17 protein-coding genes are annotated in these 23,312 nt (G+C 67.5%); 5 read left to right on the top strand and 12 right to left on the bottom strand.

The features are described from left to right. Positions 1 to 58: 58 nt before the first annotated feature. The 5 genes from I6I07_RS04000 to I6I07_RS03980 form a co-directional block, all read right to left on the bottom strand. Positions 59 to 619: a YggT family protein gene (locus tag I6I07_RS04000; protein ID WP_006392766.1), complete on the bottom strand. Its 561-nt coding sequence runs from the start codon at positions 617 to 619 to the stop codon at positions 59 to 61. A 167-nt stretch (positions 620 to 786) separates the two neighbouring features. Further along, the gene (locus I6I07_RS03995; RefSeq protein ID WP_198485715.1) at positions 787 to 1,440 is read right to left on the bottom strand and encodes a histone H1-like DNA-binding protein; all 654 of its coding nucleotides are present in this window, start codon (positions 1,438 to 1,440) and stop codon (positions 787 to 789) included. Between the two features lie 345 nt (positions 1,441 to 1,785). Continuing rightward, entirely contained in the window at positions 1,786 to 2,985 is a 1,200-nt protein-coding gene (locus tag I6I07_RS03990) for a ribonucleotide-diphosphate reductase subunit beta (protein ID WP_054432834.1), read from the bottom strand. A gap of 21 nt (positions 2,986 to 3,006) precedes the next feature. Beyond that, positions 3,007 to 5,937, bottom strand: coding sequence for a ribonucleoside-diphosphate reductase subunit alpha (locus I6I07_RS03985; RefSeq protein ID WP_198485714.1), 2,931 nt, complete (start codon positions 5,935 to 5,937; stop codon positions 3,007 to 3,009). A 303-nt stretch (positions 5,938 to 6,240) separates the two neighbouring features. Then, on the bottom strand, positions 6,241 to 9,747 hold the full coding sequence (locus tag I6I07_RS03980) for an indolepyruvate ferredoxin oxidoreductase family protein (protein WP_198487420.1): 3,507 nt from the start codon (positions 9,745 to 9,747) through the stop codon (positions 6,241 to 6,243). A 138-nt stretch (positions 9,748 to 9,885) separates the two neighbouring features. Here I6I07_RS03980 and I6I07_RS03975 point away from each other — a divergent pair, with 138 nt between their 5' ends. Further along, positions 9,886 to 10,335 carry an Lrp/AsnC family transcriptional regulator gene (locus I6I07_RS03975; protein ID WP_006388620.1) on the top strand — a complete coding sequence of 150 codons (450 nt, stop codon included), beginning with the start codon at positions 9,886 to 9,888 and terminating at the stop codon, positions 10,333 to 10,335. A gap of 264 nt (positions 10,336 to 10,599) precedes the next feature. Here the strand turns inward: I6I07_RS03975 and I6I07_RS03970 are convergent, their stop codons facing one another. Together I6I07_RS03970 and I6I07_RS03965 are read right to left on the bottom strand one after the other, a co-directional pair. Continuing rightward, positions 10,600 to 11,580, bottom strand: a complete 981-nt coding sequence (locus I6I07_RS03970) for a Bug family tripartite tricarboxylate transporter substrate binding protein (RefSeq protein ID WP_054432832.1) — start codon at positions 11,578 to 11,580, stop codon at positions 10,600 to 10,602. A 153-nt stretch (positions 11,581 to 11,733) separates the two neighbouring features. Further along, a complete protein-coding gene (locus tag I6I07_RS03965; RefSeq protein ID WP_198485713.1) occupies positions 11,734 to 12,585 on the bottom strand; it encodes an alpha/beta hydrolase in 852 nt (283 codons plus the stop codon). A gap of 74 nt (positions 12,586 to 12,659) precedes the next feature. Here I6I07_RS03965 and I6I07_RS03960 point away from each other — a divergent pair, with 74 nt between their 5' ends. From I6I07_RS03960 to I6I07_RS03950, 3 genes are all read left to right on the top strand, one after another. Continuing rightward, positions 12,660 to 13,559, top strand: a complete 900-nt coding sequence (locus tag I6I07_RS03960) for a LysR family transcriptional regulator (protein WP_054432830.1) — start codon at positions 12,660 to 12,662, stop codon at positions 13,557 to 13,559. 189 nt (positions 13,560 to 13,748) lie between these two features. Beyond that, positions 13,749 to 14,255 carry a hypothetical protein gene (locus I6I07_RS03955; RefSeq protein WP_198485712.1) on the top strand — a complete coding sequence of 169 codons (507 nt, stop codon included), beginning with the start codon at positions 13,749 to 13,751 and terminating at the stop codon, positions 14,253 to 14,255. 124 nt (positions 14,256 to 14,379) lie between these two features. Next, positions 14,380 to 15,573, top strand: a complete 1,194-nt coding sequence (locus I6I07_RS03950) for an MFS transporter (protein ID WP_198485711.1) — start codon at positions 14,380 to 14,382, stop codon at positions 15,571 to 15,573. 105 nt (positions 15,574 to 15,678) lie between these two features. On the opposite strand, the gene gltX is transcribed toward I6I07_RS03950, so the two are convergent. Then, positions 15,679 to 17,085, bottom strand: a complete 1,407-nt coding sequence (gene gltX, locus I6I07_RS03945; protein WP_054478336.1) for a glutamate--tRNA ligase — start codon at positions 17,083 to 17,085, stop codon at positions 15,679 to 15,681. 120 nt (positions 17,086 to 17,205) lie between these two features. Between gltX and I6I07_RS03940 the strand changes: the two genes are divergently transcribed. Then, positions 17,206 to 19,647 carry a GNAT family N-acetyltransferase gene (locus I6I07_RS03940; RefSeq protein ID WP_198485710.1) on the top strand — a complete coding sequence of 814 codons (2,442 nt, stop codon included), beginning with the start codon at positions 17,206 to 17,208 and terminating at the stop codon, positions 19,645 to 19,647. Between the two features lie 42 nt (positions 19,648 to 19,689). Here I6I07_RS03940 and I6I07_RS03935 read toward each other — a convergent pair whose 3' ends face one another. From I6I07_RS03935 to I6I07_RS03920, 4 genes are read right to left on the bottom strand one after another with little or no spacing between them, the layout of a single operon-like run. Beyond that, positions 19,690 to 20,382 (bottom strand): isochorismatase family cysteine hydrolase, encoded by a 693-nt coding sequence (locus I6I07_RS03935; protein WP_198485709.1) that lies wholly within the window; start codon positions 20,380 to 20,382, stop codon positions 19,690 to 19,692. 9 nt (positions 20,383 to 20,391) lie between these two features. Next, positions 20,392 to 21,228, bottom strand: coding sequence for an ABC transporter permease (locus I6I07_RS03930; RefSeq protein WP_198485708.1), 837 nt, complete (start codon positions 21,226 to 21,228; stop codon positions 20,392 to 20,394). Between the two features lie 3 nt (positions 21,229 to 21,231). After that, a complete protein-coding gene (locus tag I6I07_RS03925) occupies positions 21,232 to 22,044 on the bottom strand; it encodes an ABC transporter ATP-binding protein (RefSeq protein WP_006388630.1) in 813 nt (270 codons plus the stop codon). Further along, positions 22,044 to 23,057 carry an ABC transporter substrate-binding protein gene (locus I6I07_RS03920; RefSeq protein ID WP_198485707.1) on the bottom strand — a complete coding sequence of 338 codons (1,014 nt, stop codon included), beginning with the start codon at positions 23,055 to 23,057 and terminating at the stop codon, positions 22,044 to 22,046. Before I6I07_RS03920 ends, I6I07_RS03925 begins: the two co-directional genes overlap by 1 nt. Between the last annotated feature and the right edge of the window lie 255 nt (positions 23,058 to 23,312).

Here is a 23,312-nt window from a genome sequence, read left to right as displayed (position 1 = left end):
GCGCCGCCCGCGGCGTGCGCCAGAGACGGCCCGGGCAGTTCGCCGGGCCGTTGTCGTTTCAGACGCCCATCATGCTGTAGCTCAGGCGCGCCAGCACCATCAGCAGGACCTGCGCCACGATCAGCAGCACCAGCGGCGAGAAGTCGATCGAGGTGCGCGGCAGCAGCCGGCGGATGGGATCCAGCATCGGCGCGGTCAGCGCCTGCAGCATCGGCATCATGGGCGCCATCGGGTTGACCCACGACAGCACCGCCTGGATCAGCGTCAGCCACACCACCAGGTTCAGCGCCCACTTGAGCGCCATCAGCAGCGCCGACAGCATGGCCGAGGGCAGCAGCGCGGCCGGGATCAGCGCGCCGATGGCGATCAGCCAGATCAGCAGCAGGTAGACCAGCGCCGCCAGCCAGGTGGCGACCAGGCTGGTCCAGTCGATCTTGTTGCCGGCGGGAATGATCTTGCGCAGCGGCAGCACCAGCCAGTTGGTGGCCTGATAGATGACGCGCGCCAGCGGATTGAAGGGATGCAGCCGTATCGCGTGCATCCAGGCGCGGGCGATGAGTGCGGCGCCGAACAGCGTGAACGCGATTTCGAGCAGGAAGCGAAGGATTTCACCGAGCATGGACGCTATCTACCTAATGATGACGGCTTTTATTGTCTCACGGCATTGCGGCAACGGTAGCGCCCAAGCCGCGCGGACGCGCTTCTTTCTTCGGGGAAGGGGCAAATAAAAACCGCCTGGCCGGAGCCAGGCGGTTTGAGGTACTGCTACCGTTGTGACCGGTCCGATTACGGACGGCCACCCGTCGGGAACGGCCACGACGCGGCGGGGTTCAGCGCGGTCTTCGCGCCCGGGGCAGCAGCCGTGGACGGCGGCGTGGCGGGCTTCTTCGGAGCGGCTTTCTTCGCAGCGGGCTTCTTGGCAGCGGCAGGCTTCGCAGCAGGCTTGGCGGCCGGCTTGGCAGCAGGCTTCGCGGCAGGCTTGGCAGCGGGCTTCTTGGCAGCCGGGGCCTTCTTGGCTACGGCTTTCTTGGCGACCGCCTTCTTGGCGGGGGCCTTCTTGGCAACCGCCTTCTTGGCTACCGCTTTCTTGGCGACGACCTTCTTGGCGACGACCTTCTTGGCTACCGCTTTCTTGGCGACGGCCTTCTTGGCAACCGCCTTCTTGGCGACGACCTTCTTGGCCGCTGCCTTCTTGGCTACCGGCTTCTTGGCCGCGACTTTCTTGGCGACGGCCTTCTTGGCTACCGCTTTCTTCGCGACCTTCTTGGCGGCCGGCTTCTTGGCGGCAACCTTCTTCACCGCCGGCTTCTTGGCGGCGACCTTCTTGACGGCTACCTTCTTGACGGCAGCTTTCTTGGCCGGGGCGGCCTTCTTCGCTACTGCCTTCTTGGCGGCGGGCTTCTTCACCGCTTTCTTTACGGCTTTCTTGGCTGTTGCCATGGTCATGCTCCTTAGGTTCAGGGGTCCCAGAACTTAAACCCGTGCCCCGATCCGCCAACAAGGCGAACCGTGCCCGGGCTATTCATCGGCGCATGCCGCTGTTCTGTGCGAGCAACAGCTACTACGGTTTGCGCTAATGAATTCGGCACAGCCATTTGATATGGCCCCCGCTCCTTTGGCGCGAGCCATTTCAAATGGCGCCGGTGGGCAGTCTGATCACAGACCGCCTACCGCTTGTTCTACGTGTTCGAAAACACCCTGACCTGGGAGATCGTCCTCGAGCCTGGCGCGAACGCGACGCTCTTTGCAAGAGCGTGCCCGCGCCGGGCCCGAAGGCGAACTACGTTACTCCCAGCTCAGCGTGCCACCGGTTTGGTATTCGATCACGCGAGTTTCAAAAAAGTTGCGTTCCTTCTTAAGATCGATCATCTCCGCCATCCACGGGAAGGGATTCTCTTCCTGCGGGTACAGCGGTTCGATACCGATTTGCTGGCAACGACGGTTGGCGATGAAGCGCAGGTAGGATTTGAACATGGGAGCGTTCAAGCCCAACACACCACGCGGCATCGTGTCTTCGGCGTAAGCGTATTCGAGTTCGACCGCTTTGCGGAAGAGTTCTCGAATTTCTTCGCGGAATTCCGGCGTCCACAGATGCGGATTTTCCAGTTTGACGGTGTTGATCAGGTCGATGCCGAAATTGCAGTGCATGGATTCATCGCGCAGGATGTACATGTACTGCTCGGCCGCGCCGGTCATCTTGTTCTGGCGACCGAGCGCCAGGATCTGCGTGAAGCCAACGTAGAAGAACAGGCCTTCCATCAGGCAAGCGAAGACGATCAGGGACTTCAGCAGCGTCTGGTCGGCTTCGGGCGTGCCCGTCTTGAAGTTGGGGTCCGCGATCGCGTCGATGAACGGGATCAGGAACTCGTCCTTGGCGCGGATGGACGGCACTTCGTTGTAAGCGTTGAAGATCTCCGCTTCGTCCAGGTCCAGGCTTTCGACGATGTATTGATAGGCGTGCGTGTGGATGGCTTCTTCGAAGGCCTGGCGCAGCAGGAACTGGCGGCATTCGGGCGCCGTGATGTGGCGGTAGGTGCCCAGCACGATGTTGTTCGCGGCCAGCGAGTCGGCCGTGACGAAGAAACCCAGGTTGCGCTTGACGATGCGGCGCTCGTCCTCGGTGAGCCCGTTCGGGTTCTTCCAGAGGGCGATGTCGCGCGACATGTTGATTTCTTGCGGCATCCAGTGGTTCGCGCACGTGGCCAGGTATTTCTCCCATGCCCACTTGTACTTGAACGGCACCAGCTGGTTGACGTCGGTCTCGCCATTGATGATGCGCTTGTCGGCAACCTTCACGCGTTGCGAGGTGGCGCTGCCGCTGGCCGTCAGGCCGGCCGCATGCTGCGGCGCGGCCGGGGTCGGCATGGCGGTGTCGCCGAACACGCCCGTCGCCGCCCGGACTTCGGGCGCAGCCTGCCCGCCCGCCGCGGGCGCGGGGGCTTGTGCAGGTTGCGTGGCGAGGGTGTCGTCTTCCCAATTAATCATGATTCATTCTCCGGAGGCGGTTTATTGGCAGGCTTCGCACTCTTCGAAGCCGGGGTCGCCCGGCCGCATGGTGCAAACCGCCCCGAGAACTTCGGGTTCCGGCAAAACAGGTGCAGCGGACACGGGAGCGGCGGTGGATTGGCCACCGGCAGTGACGGCGTTCAGTTCGCCGCCGCGTCCCGTCGACTTCTCGGCGCTGGTGGCGCCGAGGGTACGCAGGTAATAGGTCGTCTTCAGGCCACGCTTCCAAGCCAGCTTGTAGGTGTCGTCCAGCTTCTTGCCGGAGGCGCCGGCCATGTAGATGTTCAGCGACTGGGCCTGATCGATCCACTTCTGGCGACGCGAGGCGCATTCCACCAGCCAGCTCGGTTCGACTTCGAACGCGGTGGCGTAGAGTTCGCGGAGTTCGGAAGGTACGCGATCGATGCGGGACAGGCTGCCGTCGAAGTACTTGAGGTCGGCGACCATGACTTCGTCCCAGAGACCGAGTTTCTTCAGGTCACGCACGAGGTAATCGTTAACGACCGTGAACTCGCCGGAGAGATTCGATTTGACGTACAAGTTCTGGAAAGTGGGTTCGATGCACGCAGATACACCAATGATATTGGAAATAGTCGCGGTTGGGGCGATTGCGATGCAATTGGAGTTGCGCATGCCGTGTTGATTGATGCGCGCGCGCAACGCATCCCAATCGAGCGTGCTCGATTCATCGACCTCGACATGACCACCGCGTTCGTCACGCAGCATCTTCAACGTGTCTTGCGGCAGGATGCCACGCGACCACAGCGAGCCTTCGTACGATTGATAGCGACCACGTTCTTCAGCCAGCAGGCTCGAGGCCCAGTAGGCGTGATAGCACACGGCTTCCATCGAGGTGTCGGCGAATTCGACGGCGGCGTGCGACGCGTACGGCACGCGCATCATCTGCAGGCAGTCCTGGAAACCCATGATGCCCATGCCCACCGGACGATGGCGCGCATTGGAGTTGCGGGCCTTCTCGACGGCGTAGTAGTTGATGTCGATGACGTTGTCGAGCATGCGCATGGCGATGCTGACGGTGCGCTTGATCTTGTCGTGGTCGAGTTCGAAACCGCCGCCGGCGGCGGGTTTCATGTGGGCGACCAGGTTCACCGAACCCAGGTTGCAAACCGCGATTTCCGATTCGTTGGTGTTCAGGGTGATCTCGGTGCACAGGTTCGAACTGTGGACCACGCCGACGTGCTGCTGCGGCGAACGGATGTTGCACGGATCCTTGAACGTGATCCACGGGTGGCCGGTTTCGAACAGCATCGACAGCATCTTGCGCCACAGGTTCAGCGCCGGCATCTTCTTGAACAGCTTCAGGTCGCCGCTGGCAACGCGCGCTTCATAGCCGACGTAGGCTTCTTCGAAGGCCTTGCCGTACTTGTCGTGCAGGTCGGGGCAGTCGGACGGCGAGAACAGGGTCCATTCGCCGCCTTCCATGACGCGCTTCATGAACAGGTCGGGAATCCAGTTCGCCGTGTTCATATCGTGGGTGCGACGACGCTCGTCGCCGGTGTTCTTGCGCAGTTCGAGGAATTCCTCGATGTCCAGGTGCCACGATTCCAGGTAGGTGCAGACCGCGCCCTTGCGCTTGCCGCCCTGGTTCACCGCGACGGCGGTGTCGTTGACGACCTTCAGGAACGGGACCACGCCCTGGCTTTCGCCGTTGGTGCCCTTGATGTGGCTGCGCAGCGCGCGCACCGGGGTCCAGTCGTTGCCCAGGCCGCCGGCGTACTTGGCCAGCAGCGCGTTTTCCTTGATGGCGTCGTAGATGCCTTCCAGGTCGTCGGAGACGGTGGTCAGGTAGCACGACGACAGCTGCGAGTGCAGGGTGCCCGAGTTGAACAGCGTCGGGGTCGAGCTCATGAAGTCGAACGACGACAGGATCTCGTAGAACTCGATGGCGCGGGCTTCGCGATCGGTCTCGCGCAGCGCCAGGCCCATGGCCACGCGCATGAAGAACACCTGCGGCAGTTCGATGCGGGTGCCGCGGATGTGCAGGAAGTAGCGGTCGTACAGGGTCTGCAGGCCGAGGTAGCCGAACTGCAGGTCGCGCTTGGCGTTCAAGGCCTTGCCCAGCTTGGTCAGGTCATAGCTGGCCAGGTCGGGCGAGAGCAGGCCGCCTTCGATGCCGCGGGCGATGAAGGTGGGGAAGTACTCGGCGTAGTGGGCGGTCATGCCGTCCTGCGAGACTTCCTGGCCCAGCACTTCCTTGCGGATCGTGTGCAGCAGCAGGCGGGCGGTGACCTGGCTGTAGGCCGGATCCTTCTCGACCAGCGCGCGCGCCGACAGGATGGCGGACTTGAACACTTCGTCGACGGGGATGCCGTCGTACAGGTTCTTGACCGTTTCCTTCAGGATGGCTTCGGAGTCGATGAATTCGGCCAGGCCTTCACCGGCGGCGACGATGGTGGCGCGCAGTTCGGCGATGTCCAGCGGACGGCGGACACCCGCGTCCGTGACGTGCAGCACATTTTCCTGCGGCAGGGCGTCGGTCTTTTGCTGGCCTTCGGCGGCCGCGGCGGCGGCGCGTTCCTGGGTGCGCTTTTCGCGGTAGAGCACGTAGGCGCGGGCGACGTCATGCTGGCCCGAGCGCATCAGGGCCAGTTCGACCTGGTCCTGGATGTCTTCGATGTGGAAGGTGCCGCCACCGGGGCGGTTGCGCACCAGCGCGTTGACGGCCTGGGTCGTCAGCTGTTCAACCAGCTCGCGCACGCGGGCCGAGGCCGCGCCTTGGCCGCCGTTGACGGCCAGGAACGCCTTGGTCATGGCGATGGCGATCTTGCCGGGTTCGAACCCGACCACCGAGCCATTGCGGCGAATGATGTTGTAGCTGGCCCATTGCCCGCCATTGGCGTCGGCAGGGGAATCGGTTTGAGAGGGCGGCACGGCCGAGGGCCGGGTCACAGAGGCGATCGTAGTCTGCATGGAAGCTCCTGTGCGAAAAGCGCGTAGATAGCGACATGACGACGTCATGTCAGGTACGAAATTGGATCTTATTGAGGGGGTCGCAACGCTTGGACGGACGAATCCGTATGGCGTGGCCGACGAGTATCAGCGGTTAGGCGACCACAACATGTAGTGTAGCACCCCTCGTTGGACACTAATTCTAGTGATCGAGTACGACAGCTACAAGAAGAAGATAGGATCAGGTTCCCAAAACATTGTTACTAAATGCACTGGGCGCGCCTAGCAAGGCGCGCCCAGGAGATTGCGGCTCAGCGCGAGTGTTTATGCGGTTTTCCGCAGGGGCACTTCGCGCGGGGCAGGCGCCGTATAGCTTTGCATCGAGCGGGCCAGCTCCGTCCTGTACTTCTCGACGTTCGCAGCCTTCACGTGGCCGAAGCCGCGGATGGTTTCTGCAAGGGCGGCGATTGTAGCTGCTTGCGCCAGGTTGTCGCGATTCAACCCTGCGAGCAACTGGTCTATGGTCTGGCGGTACTCGCCCACCAGTGCCCGCTCCATCTTGCGCTCGGCGGTGTGGCCGAACGGATCGAACCAGGTGCCGCGCAGGCGCTTGAAGCGGGTCAGCAGCTTGAGCGCGGTCATGGTGCGCGGGCCCAGCGTCACCTTGCGCGGCACGCCGGTGCGCGGGTCCTTGCGCGCGAAGATCGGCGGCGCCATGTGAAAGCGCAGGCTGTAGTCGCCTTCGAACTGGCCCTTGAGCTGGGCCTGGAAGGCCTCGCCGGTGTAGAGGCGGGCGACTTCGTATTCGTCCTTGTAGGCCATCAGCTTGAACAGGCCGCGCGCCACCGCCATGGCCAGGCGCGGACTCCTGGCGTCGGGCGCCAGCTCGCGTTCGCGCGCGGCGACGCGCTCGACCATGTCGCGGTAGGCCTGCGCGTAGGCGGCGTCCTGGTAGGCGGTCAGGTCGTCGACGCGGCGCGCCACGGCGCGCTCGAAGGTCTCCGGCACATGCAGTTGCACCACCTGGGCGCGCGGGCGCAGCGCGCCTTCCAGCGCGTCGGGCTGGTGCGCGGCCAGGCGGCCGCTGTCGAACGCGGCGCGGTTGGCGGCCACGGCGACGCCGTTCAGTTCGATGGCGCGGTTGATGGCGGCCTGCGACAGCGGCACGCCGCCGCGCTGCCAGGCGTAGCCCAGCATGAACATGTTCGATAGGATGCTGTCGCCGAACAGGGCCAGCGCGGCTTCGTGCGCGTCGATGGCGGCGGTGTGTTCGTCGCCCGCTGCGTGGCGGATCTTGGCCAGCAGCGCTTCCGGCCGCATGGCGGCGTCCGGGTTGCGGGTGAAATCGGACACCGGCGCGACGTAGGTGTTGACGGTGACCTGGGTGTGGCCGCGGCGCAGCGCGCCGAGCGAGTCGGGCGCGACGGCGGCGACCGGATCGCACAGGATGGCGGCATCGGCCTGCTGCCAGTCCAGGCGCACCGGGCCGGCGGCGGCGCCGGCGGGCGCCAGGCGGATGTGGCTGACCACCGTGCCGCCCTTCTGCGCCAGGCCGGTCAGGTCCAGCACCGCGGCCGACAGGCCTTCCAGGTGGGCCGCCATCGACACGATGGCGCCGATGGTGATGACGCCGGTGCCGCCCATGCCCGCCACCAGCAGGCGGTAGGGGCGTTCCAGCGCCAGCGATTGCGGCAGCGGCAATTGCTGGATCAGCTGCTGCAGGCGTTCCTGGTCGGCCTTGGGCGCGGCGCTCTTCCTGGGCTTGCCGCCCATGACCGAGACGAAGCTGGGGCAGAAGCCCTCGGCGCAGGAGTAGTCCTTGTTGCAGCTGGACTGGTCGATGGCGCGCTTGCGGCCATACGGCGTTTCCAGCGGCACCACCGACAGGCAGTTCGATTTCACGCCGCAGTCGCCGCAGCCTTCGCACACCGCGCTGTTGATCAGCATGCGGCGGGCCGGGTCGGGGAACTGGTTCTTCTTGCGGCGGCGGCGCTTTTCGGCGGCGCAGGTCTGGTCGTGGATCAGCACGGTGACGCCGGGGATTTCGCGCAGCTCGCGCTGCAGGGCATCGAGGTCGCGGCGATGATGCACCTTGATGCCGGCGCCCAGGTCCACGCCCTGGTATTTCTCAGGCTCGTCGCTGGTGACGACGATGCGGGCGACGTTTTCGCCGCGCAGCTGCTGGCAGATCTGCGGCACCGAGATCGGCCCGTCCACCGGCTGGCCGCCGGTCATGGCGACGGCGTCGTTGAACAGGATCTTGTAGGTGATGTTGGCCTTGGCGGCCACGGCCTGGCGGATCGCCAGGTAGCCGGAGTGGTAGTAGGTGCCTTCCCCCATGTTCTGGAAGATGTGCGGCATCCTGGTGTAGCGCGACAGGCCGATCCAGTCGACCCCTTCGCCGCCCATCTGGGTCAGGCCGCCGGTGTCGCGGTCCATCCAGGCGGCCATGTAGTGGCAGCCCACGCCCGACAGCGCCTGGCTGCCCTCGGGCACCTTGGTCGAGGTGCTGTGCGGACAGCCAGAACAGAAGTAGGGGCGGCGGCGCATGCCGTCGGCGTCGTTGGACAGCATGTCCTGGCAGTCGAAGGTGGCCAGGTCGACACCGGGCTGCAGGCCGGCGCTGCGCGACAGCCACATGGCCAGCGGCCGCGCCAGCAGCGACGGGCGCAGCTGGCCGGCGGACGGCACCAGCGCTTCGCCGTCGAAGCCCTTCTTGCCGACCACGGTGGCGCGCTCGGGCAGGTTGAACAGCAGGTCCTTGAGCTGGGTCTCGACGACGGCGCCTTTTTCCTCGATCACGAGGATGTGCGACAGGCCGCGCGCGAAGTCGAGCATGCGTTCGGCGTCCAGCGGCCAGGTCAGGCCGGGTTTGTAGATGCGCACCGGCGCGTTGGCGGTGACGGTGTCCACGCCCAGGCGCGACAGCGCTTCCATGGTGTCCAGGTGGGCCTTGCCGACGGTGACGATGCCGACCGTGGCCCTGGGCGCCGGACAGGTGAGGCGGTCGATGCTGTGGCGGCGGGCGAAGGCGGCGACCGCCTTCATGCGCAGGTTCATGCGGGTTTCGACCGCCAGCGACAGGAAGTCGCGCGCGGAATATTCCAGCGCTTCGGGCGGCAGGTCCGGATCGGCCGGCATGTCATAGGCGCGCACCGGCGCGGGGGTGAACGAGTGGCCGCTCTCGATGGTCTCGGACACGGCCTTGAAGGCGACCCAGGTGCCGGAATGGCGCGACAGGGCCCAGCCCCACAGGGCGAAGGTTTCGTATTCGTCGATCGAGGCCGGGTGCACGATGGGCATCTGCCAGCCGATCAGCGAGGCCTCGCTGGCGTGCGGGATCGAGGAGGAGACGGCGGTGTGGTCATCGCCCACCACCACCAGCACCCCGCCATGGCGCGAGGCGCCGGCCGCGTTGCCGTGGTGCAGGGCGTCGCCGGCGCGGTCCACGCCGGGGCCCTTGCCGTACCACATGGCGAAGACGCCATCGACGTTGCGGTCGGCGCGCACGCCGGCCTGCTGCGTGCCCATGACGGCGGTGGCGGCCATGTCCTCGTTGATGCCGGGCAGGAACGAGATCTGGTTGGCGTCGAGCGCCTTCTGCGCCTTCCACATCGCCATGTCGACGCCGCCCAGGGGCGAGCCGCGGTAGCCGGAGACGAAGCCGGCGGTGTTCAGGCCGCGCTCGCGGTCGACGCGGCGCTGGGTCAGCATGATGCGCACCAGGGCCTGGGTGCCGGTGAGGAAGATGCGGCCGGTCTCGCGGGTGAGGTTGTCGGCGAGCTGGTAATCGAGGTCCAGCGTGGGCTCGGCGGCGGGGGTACCGTCCATCATGAATGCTCCTGTAGTCGGCACCATGATAGGTTCGCGCGGCATCGGGTTTATTGCGTTTTCGGATCGTGCTATCCCTATAATTCGCAATGAACATTTCGTGTTCGCGGAATTTCGACCCAAACAGGAGACAAAACGATGGACAAGACCGATATCGGCATCCTCAAGGCCCTGCAGGAGGATGGCCGGGCCTCGGCGCAGCAGCTTTCGGACAAGGTGGGGCTATCGGCGGCGCCGGTATGGCGGCGGGTGAAGGCGCTGGAGGCCAGCGGCGTGATCCAGGGCTACAGCGCGCAGGTGGATCGCAGCAAGGTGGGGTTGGGCTGTATGTTCGCGCAGATCAGCCTGGAGCGGCATTCGGCGAACACGGTGGAGAACTTCGAGCGGTCGGTGCGGGATGCGCCGGAGATCCTCGAGTGCTATGCCGTCACGGGGGATTCGGACTTTCTGCTGAAGATCCTGGTGGAGAGCCCGGAGGCTTATGACCGGTTTCTGCATCGGTTCTTGTTCAACATGCCTGGGATTCGGCAGACGCGGACGATTGTGGCGTTGCGGGAGATCAAGCATGAGTTGAAGTTGCCTTTGTAGGGCGGCTTCTTTAGCTGTTCTTGCGGCGGATTGGGTTCTTTAGCCGCGGGAGCCGGGGCAGGCGGGGGGATGGCGGGGCTACGATTGCGGTCCGGAGCGTTCGCTCCGGACTTCCCCTGCGTCAACCTCGTCCAGGCCTACGGCCTTCCCTACGGTTTCCCTTGGGGGCATCTACACGCCCCGCCATCCCCCCGCCTGCCCCGTCACTCGCTCACGATGAGACTTAATGGGCGGTTTTGGGATGGTCTCTATATATAGAGTGTCTTACTGGGGCTGGATGCCGGAGATTTTGATCCATTCCTTCCAGCGGGCGGTGTCTTCCTTGACGAAGGTGTCGAAGCGGGCGGTGTCCATGGCTTCGGGGGTGAGGCCCAGGGCGCGGAGTTTGTCGGCGGTGGCGGGGTCGTTGACGGCGGCCTGGGTGGCGGCGTTCATCTTGGCGACGACGTCGGGCGGGGTGCCGGCGGGGGCGGAGATGCCGAGCCAGCCGGCGACGATGAAGTCGGGGTAGTAGGTCGACATGGTGGGGACGTCGGGCCAGGCGGGATGGCGCTGGGCGGCGGTGACGGCCAAGGGGGCGAGGCCCTTGCCGTCGATCTGGCCCATGGCGGTCAGGTAGTCGACGAAGGCGAAGCCGATCTGCTTGCCGCGCAGGTCGGTGATGATCTGGGTGATGTTTTTGTAGCCGGCGGCGCCGATGTTGATGCCGGCGCGCTGCTTGAAGAGTTCGGACGGCACTTGCGAGGACGAGCTGTAGTAGCCGAAGAACACTTCGCCGGGGTGCTTCTTGGCGTAGTCAACCAGCTCGGGCACGGTGCGGTAGGGGCTGTCGGGAGCGACGATGCCGACGGTGCCGAAGGTGCCGAGCATGCCGATCTGCACGAAGTCCTTCTGGGCGTCGTAGGGCAGGCGCTTGTAGAGGAACTGGTTGGCGGCGTGGGTGGAGTTGGTGGACAGCAGGAAGGTGTAGCCGTCGGCGGGGGCGTTCTTGGCGGCGTTGGTGCCGACGATGCCGCCGGCGCCGGGGCGGTCTTCGACGATGATGGTCTGGCCGATCTGCTTGCCCAGGAACTGGGCGAAGGTGCGGGCGGTGAGGTCGGCGGCGCCGCCGGCGGCGGACGGGACGATCAGCGTGATGGGCTTCTCGGGCCAGCCGGCGGCGTGGGATGCGCCGGCAAGAAGCAGGCTGGCGGCGGCGAGCGCGTGGCGCAGGAATGCGCGGGGCGCGAGGGCGGTGAGGGTCATGCTTGTCTCCTGGGGCGGCGGTGGCGCCGTCATGTTTTGTGGCTTGCGGTGTGCTTCGTGGCGCGCGGGACGCGAGCCGGGCGGATCGGTCTTGGGGTTCGTTGGCGGCTGTCGATGGCTGGAAAGGTGTCTGGCGTGGGAGGGCGTCGTGGCTCAGCCGAACTGCTGGCGATACCAGTCGAGGATGGCGTTCGCGCCGACCTGCCATTGGTCGCCGTACATCATGCAGTGCGGCTGTCCGGCGAGGACGGCGTGCGAAAAGCCGAACAGGCGCGCGATGGCGTGGTCCTGGCCGGGCGGATGGCGGTCGTGGGTATCCAGGCCGGCCTCCAGGCACAGGCCGGGGGCGGTGATGACGGCGGGGTCGACGGGCACGCGCAGCAGGTAGCGGTCGTTGAGCACGCGCGGGCTTTCGGGGTTGAGGCGTTGCGTGACGGCGCTGACGTCGCGGGTCGGCGAGGTGGCCAGGAAGCGGGCGCGGATCTCGCTGGCGGCGGGCGCGGCGCGCACGGCGTCGGCGGGCACCGGCGGCAGGCCCAGCGCGCCGGGCAGGTTGGCGGGCGGCGACGGCGCCATCAGCACGACGCCAGCGACGGCGCGCTGGCTGGCCGCCAGCAGCGCGGGCAGGGCGCCCATGCTGTGGCCCACCACCACGGTGGGGGCGTCCAGCAGGTCGAGCGCGCTGACGACGTCGGCGGCCAGGTCGGCGATGCCGGCGTCGATGAAGCCTTCATCCTGCGGCAAGGCGCCGTGGCCGCGCACGTCAAGGGCGGCGCAGGCCAGGCCGGCGCGGGCGAAATGGTCCAGGTAATGCGCGTAGCACCAGGCGCCGTGATAGGCCCCGGGCACCAGCAGCAGGCCGGGCCTGCCGTTGGGCGCGGCGGCGGTCAACAGCCGGCCCTGGCCGGCGGGGTGGGCGGGCAGCCGGTCGGCCAGGCTGAAGTCGAGCGGATCGACGGCGCGGGCGGCGGCGGGGGAAAGGGTCGCGGTAGTCATTGCGGCCATGTTAAGTGCCGCCCTATGATGAGAAAACTTTATTTTTCCTATGATTTGATAAGTTCATCAAATCAGATGCCACGATGCCCGCCTTGCCCGAACTTTCCATTGCGCACTACCGGCACTTCCTGCTGGTGGCCGAATTGCGCAGCTTCCGCGCCGCCGCCGCGCGCGCGTTCCGCTCGCAGCCGGCCCTGTCGCTGTCGATCCGTGAAATGGAGCAGCGCCTGGGCCAGCCGCTGTTCGAGCGCGGCAACGGCAACGCGCTGACGCGCTTCGGCCAGGACTGCCTGCCGCTGGCGCGCGAGCTGGTCGAGCACCATGACCGCGTGGCGGGGACGCTGGCGGGACTGGCCAGCAACGAGGCCGGCACCCTGACCATGGCCTCGGTGGCGACGGTCGCGACGCATTGGCTGCCCGAGCTGGTGGCCGCCTACCGCGAGCGGTTTCCGGCGGTGGCGCTGCGCCTGTTCGACGACAACTCGGAGGGCGTGGAGCGCATGGTGCTGGCGGGCGAGGTCGAGCTGGGGGTGTGCAGCCCGGTGCTGCGCGACCGGCGACTGGCGTTCGAGCCGCTGCTGCGCGACGCGTTCGGACTGGTCTGCCATCGCGGCCATCCGCTGGCGGGGCGCAAGTCCGTGACCTGGCGCGAGATCGCCGGGCTGCCGCTGGTGGGCACGGTGGCGCACCGGCAACTGGCGGACTATCCGCAGGCCGCGTTCATGATGGAGCGCCAGGTGTTCGTGTCCAACATGATGTCGCTGCTGGCGATGCTCGAACGCGGCGTGGGCGTGACGGTGCTGGCGCGGCTGGGCGTGCCGCCGGATTCACCCGGTCTGGTTTTCGTGCCGCTGGCCCGGCCGCGCATCGAGCGCGAGCTGGGCATCACGCGGCTGGCCGGCCGCAGCCTGTCGCCGGCCGCCGCGCGCATGGAGGAAATGCTGCGCGCCAAGGCCGCCCGCGGCGGCCGCAGTGTCGCTTGAAACCAACGCATTTTTGCGTGTTGGGGCCTTAAAACACGGGCTTTTCGGCGAGGACTGTTGCGCAATTGCACACGGCGCGGATCGTCGTTGATTCTTCCGTGGCGCGTCTTTAGAGTGCGTGGTGTTTGCTGCGCGAAGGGCGTGCCGATCTGAGCGGCGCGGCGCGTCGACAGACGTGTTGAGGAAGTCATGAGCAGTGTGTATTTGCGTTCGGCGGGCGTGGCTTGCGCCCTTCTGGTCCTGGCCGGTTGCGTCACCCGCAAGCCCGCCGCCATTACCGAGGCCCAGCCGGAAGGGCCGCCCAAGCCGATCGCGTGCGTGCCCGCCAAGAGCGGCGATCCCATGGTCGGCACCTGGTATTCGAATTCCAAGCCGAAGGGCGTCAGCGGCGACCTCCAGGCGCTCACGGTGCTGTATCCCGACGGCCGCATGGCCTATGAGACGCAGCTGAAGATCGGCCGCAAGACGCGTCCGGCGCTGCGCGAGACCGGCTGCTGGAGCGTGGTGGATGGCGTCTACACGATGCAGACCACGCAATCGAACGGCGAGCTCGTCGATGCCGGCGATCCGATCTACGTCAACCGCTACCGCGTCGAGAGGGTCGAGCAGGCCAAGCTGACGCTGCGCGAGCTCAAGAGCGGCGGCCAGGTCGTGACCGCGCGCCGCATGCCGCAGGGCTACCGCCTGCCGTATTGATCTCCGGGGGGCGTCCGGCCGCCGGCCGTTATGCCGGGCGGACGCCATCGCGCCGCCGGCGTCGCCAAGCGGCCCGGGCTGCGGTAAGGTGCGGACTTCGTCCTCCATCCGCCGCCGGCCCTCCATGCCCGCCCTCTCTTCCGAAGCACGCGCCATCGCGTTGCTCGCCCTGGCCGCTTTCGTCAGCGCCAGCGCCTTCCGTCTCTGTGATCCCATGCTGCCGCAGCTGGCCGCCGAGTTCGGCGCCTCCACCGGCCAGGCCGCGCGCGCGGTGACCGCGTTCGCGGTGGCCTATGGCGTGCTGCAGATGTTCTTCGGCCCGGTCGGCGACCGCTACGGCAAGTACCGCGTCGTCAGCGTGGCGACGTTCGCCTGCGCGCTGGGCAGCGCCGGCGCCTTCGTGGCCGAGACGCTGGACGTGCTGGTGTTGTGCCGCGCGCTGTCTGGCGCCGCGGGCGCGGGCATCGTGCCGCTGTCGATGGCCTGGATCGGCGACACCGTGCCCTATGAACGCCGCCAGGCGACGCTGGCGCGCTTCCTGACCGGCACCATCCTGGGCATGGCGGCCGGCCAGCTGGCCGGCGGCCTGTTCGCCGACACCCTGGGCTGGCGCTGGGCCTTCGCGGCGCTGGTGTGCGGCTATCTGGTGGTGGGCACGCTGCTGCACCTGGAAGTGCGGCGCCAACGCGCCCTGGGGCTGGGCGTGGTCGATCCGAACGCGCCGCGCCAGGGCTTCGTGGCGCAGGCGCGGCTGGTGCTGGGTACGCCGTGGGCGCGCGTGGTGCTGGCCACGGTGTTCATCGAGGGCCTGCTGGTGTTCGGCGCCCTGGCGTTCGCGCCGTCCTACCTGCATGAACGCTTCGATATCTCGCTGACCGCGGCTGGGGCGCTGGTGGCGGTGTACGCGGTGGGCGGGCTGCTTTACACGGTGGTGGCGGGCCGCATCCTCAAGCGGCTGGGCGAACGCGGCCTGGCGGTGGCGGGCGGGCTGGTGCTGGGCGTGGCCTTCCTGTCGTACCTGCTGGGGCCGGTGTGGCTGTGGAGCCTGCTGGCCAGCGTGCTGGCCGGTTTCGGCTACTACCTGCTGCATGCCACGCTGCAGACCAACGCCACCCAGATGGTGCCGTCGGCGCGCGGCACGGCGGTGGCCTGGTTCGCATCCTGCCTGTTCATGGGGCAGGCGGCGGGCGTGGCGCTGGCCGGCTCGGTGGTGGACGAGGCCGGCGCGGCGGTGCTGTTCGGTGGCTCGGCCGTGCTGCTGCCGCTGCTGGGCGCGTTCTTCTCGCGGGCCTTGAAGACGCGTCCCAAGGCCACCTAGGACGCCTCGCGCCGTGCGGCGCTGGCGCATGGGCCGGTCCGCGAGACCGAAAAAAAGCCCCGAACGGCCAGGCCGGACGGGGCTTTTTCGTGGGCGCGAGCCCGATCAGATCGCGGCCAGGCGCTTGATCACCACGTCCTTGCCCAGCAGGGCCAGCACCGCGTCGACCGCGGGCGTCTGGGTCTGGCCGGTGACGGCCACGCGCAGCGGGATCGCCAGCTGCGGCATCTTCAGGCCGCGGTCGGCCAGCACGGCCTTGATCAGCGCCGAGATGGCCTCGCGGGTCCAGTCGGCGCCCTGGGCGCGCTGGGCGAAGTCGGCCAGCGCCTCGCGCGCGGCGGCGGTCAGGTGCTGCTCGACCAGCTCCGGCGCGGCCGGCTTGAATTCACCGCAGAACAGCATGGCGCCGTCGGCCAGCTGTTCCAGGGTCTCGGCGCGGTCCTTGAGCAGGCCCATCACGCCCGGCAGGTCGATCTTTTCCGGGTAGCCGCCGCGATGGGCGACGCGCGGCGCCACGCGCTCGGCCAGTTCGGCGTTGTCCATCTGCTTGATGTAGTGGGCGTTGACCCAGTTCAGCTTCTTCGGGTCCCATTGCGAGGCCGACTTGGACAGGTGGCGGGTGTCGAACCATTCCACCAGCTGGTCGCGGCTGAAGAGTTCGTCGTCGCCGTGGCTCCAGCCCAGGCGTGCCAGGTAGTTGATCATGGCCTCGGGCAGGTAGCCCTCGTTGTCGTATTCCATGACGTTTACCGCGCCGTGGCGCTTGGACAGCTTTTCGCCGTCCGGGCCGAGGATCATGGGCACGTGGCCGTATTCGGGCAGGGTGGCGCCCAGCGCGCGCAGGATGTTGATCTGGCGCGGGGTGTTGTTGACGTGGTCATCGCCGCGCAGCACGTGGGTGATGCCCATGTCCCAGTCGTCCACCACCACGCAGAAGTTGTAGGTGGGGGTGCCGTCCGGGCGCGCGATGATCAGGTCGTCCAGCTCGGTGTTGTCGAAGCTGATGGGGCCCTTGACCATGTCGTTCCAGGCGGTGGCGCCGTCCTGGGGATTCTTGAAGCGCACCACGGGCTTGCGGCCTTCGGGCACCGGCGGCAGGGTCTTGCCGGCCTCGGGGCGCCAGGTGCCGTCGTAGCGCGGCTTGTCGCCGCGGGCGCGGGCGGCCTCGCGCATGGCCTCGACTTCCTCGGGCGAGCTGTAGCAGTGGTAGGCGGTGCCAGCGGTCAGCATCTGCGCCACCACTTCGCGGTAGCGGTCCATGCGCTGCATCTGGTAGAACGGGCCTTCGTCCGGCTGCATGCCGAGCCAGTCCATGCTGTCCAGGATGGCCTGCACGGCTTCCGGCGTCGAGCGTTCGACGTCCGTGTCTTCGATGCGCAGCACGAAAGTGCCCTTGTGGTGACGCGCGAAGGCCCAGGAGAACAGCGCGGTGCGGGCGCCGCCCAGGTGCAGGAAGCCCGTGGGCGAAGGCGCGAAGCGGGTACGGATGGGGGAGGAGGCGTTGGAAGTCATAGGAAGCAATGATAGCGGCTGCGGCGCCACGAAGCGGCGGCGGGCTGGGCCTGGATCAAGCGGACGTGGGGATTGTCTTGTTACGATGAACGCTATTTTAGATTAGTGCCTGTTCCCGCCATGCTGCGACACGCTCTTGCCCCGATGTTCGAACCCGGTTCGCTGGTGATCGTCGCCGATCGGCCGCTGCCGGCGGCGGGCTCCCTGTCGCCCGCGCTCAAGGCGAAAACCACGGTGGTGGCCTGCGAAACCGGCGCCGCGCCCGACCTGCCGGAGACGCTCCAGGGCCTGGCCGCCGGCGAGCGGCCCGATCTGGCCCTGGTTTGCGTCTCGCCCGCCGTGCTGCCCGAGACCCTGCGCCGGCTGGCGCCGCTGGCGCCGCGCGCGGTCATCCTGCTGCCGCACGAACTGCCCGATCCGTATCCGCGCGGCACGCTGGCGCTGTGCCGCGCCTGGGCCGAGGAAAACCGCTGCGAACTGCTGGGACCGCGCTCGTTCGGCGCCCAGCGGCCGCATGCCGGGCTGAACCTGAGCCAGCACCCGGTGCTGGCGCGCGCCGGCCGCGTGGCGCTGCTGGCGCAGTCGCGCTCCATCATGGCCGCCGTCATGGATTGGGCCGAGGACGTGCACATCGGCTTTTCCACCGCCGTGTCGCTGGGCGACGAGGCGGTGGTGGGCCTGTCCAGGGTGCTTGACTATCTGGCCAGCGACCCGCGCACCGACAGCATCGTGCTGTACCTGGAAGACGTCGGCCCGGCCCGCGAATTCATGAGCACGCTGCGCGCCGCGGCCAGCGTCAAGCCGGTCATCGTGCTCAAGGCCGGCCGCGCCGACAGCGACAGCGCCGACGCCATCTTCGACGCCGCCCTGCGGCGCGCCGGCGCGGTGCGGGTGCGCTACTTCGTGCAGCTGTTCTCGGCGGTCAAGGTGCTGGGTTACACGCGCCGTCCCAAGGGCCGGCGCGTGGCGTTGATCTCCAACGGCAGCGGCCCCCCCCAATTGGCCATGGACCTGATCGGCCCCGACGCCGCGGTGCTGCGCGCCGACCTGACGCCGGCCACGCAGCGCGCGCTGGCGGCGATGCTGGAGCCGGACGCGGCCAGCACCAACCCGGTCATCACCTACGTGCCGCTGACGCCCGAACGCATCCGCGCCATCCTCGACGTGGTGCTGGACGATACCGGCGTGGACGGTGTGCTGGTGCTGCTGGCGCCCGACGCGCTGGCCGACATGCCGGCGGTGGCGCGCGAACTGGCGCTGATCGCGCCCAAGGCCAGGAAGCCGGTGGTCACCTGCTTCATGGGCGACGCCGGCATGCGGCCGTTGCGGCGCATGCTGGACGACGCCGGCACCTCGGCGTTCCGCACGCCCGAATCCGCGGCCGACGCCTTCGGCGTGCTGGCCACGCACCACTACAACCAGCAACTGCTGCTGCAGACCCAGCCGCCCGAGCCGTCGACCCACGTGCCCGACCTGACCGCCGCGCGCGAGATCCTGGCGCGGGTGCGGGCCGATTGCCGGCGCGAATTGAATACCGCGGAGATCCGCGCGCTGCTGGCGTTGTTCTACGTGCCGCTGCGCGACATGCCGGTGGACGTGGCCGCGGCCGAGCCGGAATCCCGCCCCATGGCGATCCGGGTGCGGCGCGATCCGCAGTTCGGACCGGTCATCCGCTTCGGCGCCGGCGGCCCGGACGCGGTGCTGTCGCAATCCGACCGCGGCATCGACCTGCCGCCGCTCAACGGCTTCCTGGCGCGCCAGATGATCGAGCGCAGCCGCCTGTGGCGCCGGGTGCTGGCGCCGCGCGTCGGCCACCTGGCCGCCGAGGCGCTGCAGCAGGCGCTGGTGCTGGTCTCCGAGATGGTGTCGGAACTGCCTGACATCGAGACGCTCGACATCGATCCGCTCTATGCCGGTGAAACCCACCTGCGCGCCGGCGGCCTGCGCATGATGCTGGCCGAGACGCCGGGCTGCGAAACGCCGCAGACCGCCGGCTACCCGCACATGGCGATCCATCCGTACCCGGCGCGCCTGGTGCAGGTGCGCCGCTTCGCCGACGGCATCCCGTGGGTGCTGCGGCCGATCCGCCCCGAGGACGGCCAGCCGCTGCAGGACTTCATCCGCGGCCTGTCGGAACGCTCGCGCTACATGCGCTTCGTGTCGATGATGCGCGAACTGACGCCGCGCATGGTGTCGCGCTACACCCAGGTGGACTACCACCGCGAGCTGGCGCTGGTGGCCGCCACCCAGGTGCCCAACCCGGCCAACCGCGGCCACCCGCACGAGGTGCTGGTCGGTTTCGCGCACTATCTGCGCAACCCCGACGGGCGCGGCGCGGAATACGCGCTGGTGATCGGCGACGACTGGCAGCGGCGCGGCCTGGGCCGCCAGCTGATGACGGCGCTGATCGACGCGGCGCGCGAGCAGGGGCTGGAATACATCGATGGCCTGGTGCTGTCGACCAACCGGCCGATGCTGTCGCTGATGACCAGCCTGGGGTTCACCAACGATCCGGATCCGGAAGACCCGACCATGCGGCGGGTCTGGCTGGACCTGGACTGACGCGGCGCCGGCCGGCGCCGCGCCAATCGCCGCGGCGCGCGTTCAGGCCGTCTTGCGGGCGGCCTGCGCCGGCCGCAGCCGCGTCGACACCTCGTCCACCGACAGCACGTCGCCGAAGAACAGCAGCCAGCCATGCAGGGCGTTTTCGTGCTCGGCGGGCGTCACCGCGGCCAGCGCGTCGTCCACCATGATGGTGCGGAAGTCGCGCATCATCGCGTCGCGCGCGGTCGATTCGCAGCAGACGTTGGTGACCGTGCCGGCGATCAGCAGCGTGTCCACGCCGCGTCCGCGCAGCAGCGGTTCCAGTTCCGACGATCCCGTGGCCATGGCGCTGTAGAAGCGCTTGGTCACGCGCAGGTCGCTGTCGGCCGGCCGCAGGTCCGGATGCAGGGCGTAGCCCGGCGCGTCGCGCCGCAGGGTTTCCAGGCGCCGCGCGCTGCGCTCCGGCGTCAGCATCACGCCATGGTGGTGCGACCAGAAGGCGTCGGCGTTGTCGGACGCGGTCTGCACCCAGACCACCCTGCCGCCGGCCGCGCGCACCGCGTCGCACAGGCGGTTGACCGGCGCGATGATGTCGCGCGCCGCGGCGCATTCGCCCTGGTAGCCAGGCAGCGTGAAATACTGCTGCATGTCGATCACCACCACCGCGGTGCGGGCGCCGGGCAGGCTGTCGTAGGGATGCAGGCAGCCCTGGCGGGCGATGACGCGGTCCTGGACCCATTGCGGAATCTGCATGGCGGCTCCTTATCCGTAGCGCCGCGACACGGCGGCTTCGATGCGGTACACCACCAGGTACATCACGCTGGAGATCAGCGCCAGCATGGCGATGGCGGTCATGACGATGTTCAGCTTGAAGACCTGGCTGCCGTTCATGATGAGAAAGCCCAGGCCCGAGTCGGCCGACTGGAATTCGCCGACGATGACGCCCACCAGCGCCAGGCCGATGTTCATCTTGACCGCGGCGATCAGGGTCGGCACGCTGCCCGGCAGCACCACCTTGGTCAGCACCTGCCAGCGGCTGGCGCCGAAGGTGCGGGCCAGCTTGACCTTGTTCAGGTCGATGGCGCGAAAGCCGGCGTACACCACCATGATGGTCACGAACACGGCGATCGCCACGGCCATGCCGTAGACCGCGTAGTCCGACCCCAGCCACAGGTAGAAGATCGGCACGAAGGCGATCTTGGGCATGGCGTTGGCCACCACCAGGAACGGGTCCAGCACCTTGTACAGGAAGTCCGACCACCACAGCGCGGCGGCGACGATGATGCCGATCACCATGCTGAGCGTGAAGCCGACCAGCGTGGCCGACAGCGTGGTGGCGATGTGTTGGGCCAGGTTGCCGTGGCTCCACAGCTCCAGGAAGGTCGGCCACAGCGCGCTCGGATAGCTGGTCAGCAGCGGGTTCAGGATGTGCATGCGCGGCAGGATTTCCCAGGCGCACAGGAACACCACCAGCAGCAGCGCCTGGGCGATGCGGATGTTGCGGCGGCGGGCGCGGTCGCGCCGCAGGTAGTCCAGGTACTTCTGGCTGGGCGCGGGCACGGCGCGCAGCGGCACGGTGTTGGCAATCGGTGCGTTCACGGCTCAACCCTCCACATGGACGTCCAGCTCGTCCCAGAGCTGTTTGAAGTAGGCATTGAATTCCGGCCGCGAGCGGGCCTGGAACGGCGTCGGGCGGGCGCCGTCGCCGTAGTGGATGCGGTACTGGCTCTTGAGCCGGCCGGGCCGGCGCGACAGCACGATGACGCGGTCGGTCATGGCGATGGCCTCGCCGATGTCGTGGGTCACCAGCACCACCGTCTTGCCCTCGCGCCGCAGGATGTCGACGACCTCGTCGGAGATCGCCAGCCGGGTCTGCGAATCGAGCGCCGAGAATGGCTCATCCAGCAGGATCACGTCGGGCTCGGTGACCAGCGTGCGCGCCAGCGCCGCGCGCTGGCGCATGCCGCCCGACAGCTGGCGCGGCGTGTGCGACAGGAACGCGCCCAGCCCGCACTTTTCCAGCAGGTGCACGGCCCGCGCCTCGCTGCGCGCATCGCGCCGGCCCTGGATCTCGGCGCCCAGCATGACGTTGTCGAGGATGGTGCGCCACTCGAAAAGATAGTCCTGCTGCAGCATGTAGCCGATGCGCGGATTGGGTTCGGTGACCGCCTGGCCGTCGATCATCACCGTGCCCGAGGTCGGCGCGTGCAGGCCGGCGATCAGCGACAGCAACGTGCTCTTGCCACAGCCGCTCTGGCCGATCAGGCTGACGAATTCGCCCGGCGCCAGCGCGAACGACACCTGCGACAGCGCTTCGGTCTCGCCTTCCGGCGTGAAGTAGCTCAAACAGACATCGCGCAGTTCGATCTTGGCCGTGGCCGGGTCCGGCTTGAGATTGTGGACGACGGCGCTCATCACGGCACCTTCCTGGCGAAGTCGGCCACCACCACGTCTTCGTATTTGACGCGGGCGCCGTCCTTCATCACCGCGCTGGCGATCAGCATGTCCTGCAGCTGGTTCATGGCCTCGGCCGTCACCAGCGGCGTGGTCTTCCAGATCTGGTACTGCTTGTAGCGCTCGATGGCGTCGGTCACCGCGCCCGCGTCCATGCCGGGGAAGTAGCTCATGATCTGCGGCGCCAGCGTGGCCGCCGGCGTGTCCTTCACGTACTTTTCCGCGCGCGCCACCACGTTGGTCCAGGCCTGGATCACCTTGGGGTTGTCGCGGATGTACTTGTCGGTGGCGGTGAAAACCGTGTAGTCCACCTGGCCGACCTCGTGGCCGACCGAGGCCACGATGTAGCCCTTGCCGTTGCGCACCAGCTCGCCGGCCTCGGGTTCCAGGAAAATGCCGTACTCGCCCTGGCCGGCCATCCAGGCGCCGGCGCGCGCGGGGATGCCGATGTTGTTGAGCAGCTTGACGTCCTTCTGCGGATCCAGGCCGTGCTTGCGCAGCGCGGTCTCCAGGAACACGATGGGGTTCGACCCGGGCCGGAAGCCGATCACCTCCTTGCCCTTGAGCATGCTCCAGTCGAATTTCTCGACCGGTTTGCGCGCCAGCAGGAAGAAGCCGTCGGTGGCGGTCAGCCCGGCGAAGATCTTGGGCTTGACCGGCGATTCGCTGTTCTGCACGTAGATCGAGGCCTCGGGGCCGATCAGCACGATGTCGGCGCTGCCCGAGAGCAGGGCGGTCATGCCCTTGTCGGTACCCTGCGAGGTCTTCATGGACACGTCCAGCCCGGCGTCCTTGAAGTAGCCCTGCGACAAGGCAACGTACTTGGGCACGTACAGGATCGAGCGCACCACCTCTTCGTAGCGCACCTTCACGGGAGGATTCAGGGTTTCGCCGTGGCTGGCGAAGGGGGCGATGGCGGCGAGCGCGGCAAACAGCGCCACCGCTGCCCGGCGGGGCAATGGCAAGGGCTTCACGGGACTTTCTCCTGCGTCTGAATGCCTCGCCGAAACCCGGCGCGACACGGCCAATGGGATGGATCGACTGCAACAACAGGGAAGCCCGAACTTTTTTTGCCCGGGCCGATACGGCGTGATTGAATACTATATTCAACAATCGCGGCCCACAAGCGTTTTGATATTGGCGTTTTCTCTAGGGGCGAGCGTCAGCCGGCGCCGGAAAATCCGGCGCTGGAATACCACTTGGTATACAAAGCAGGGGAATCCCCCGTT

The organism is Achromobacter deleyi, from assembly GCF_016127315.1.
GTDB lineage: Bacteria > Pseudomonadota > Gammaproteobacteria > Burkholderiales > Burkholderiaceae_B > Achromobacter > Achromobacter insuavis_A.
The sequence above is the reverse complement of the archived record's forward strand: the minus strand, read 5'-3'. Positions and strand labels throughout refer to the sequence as shown.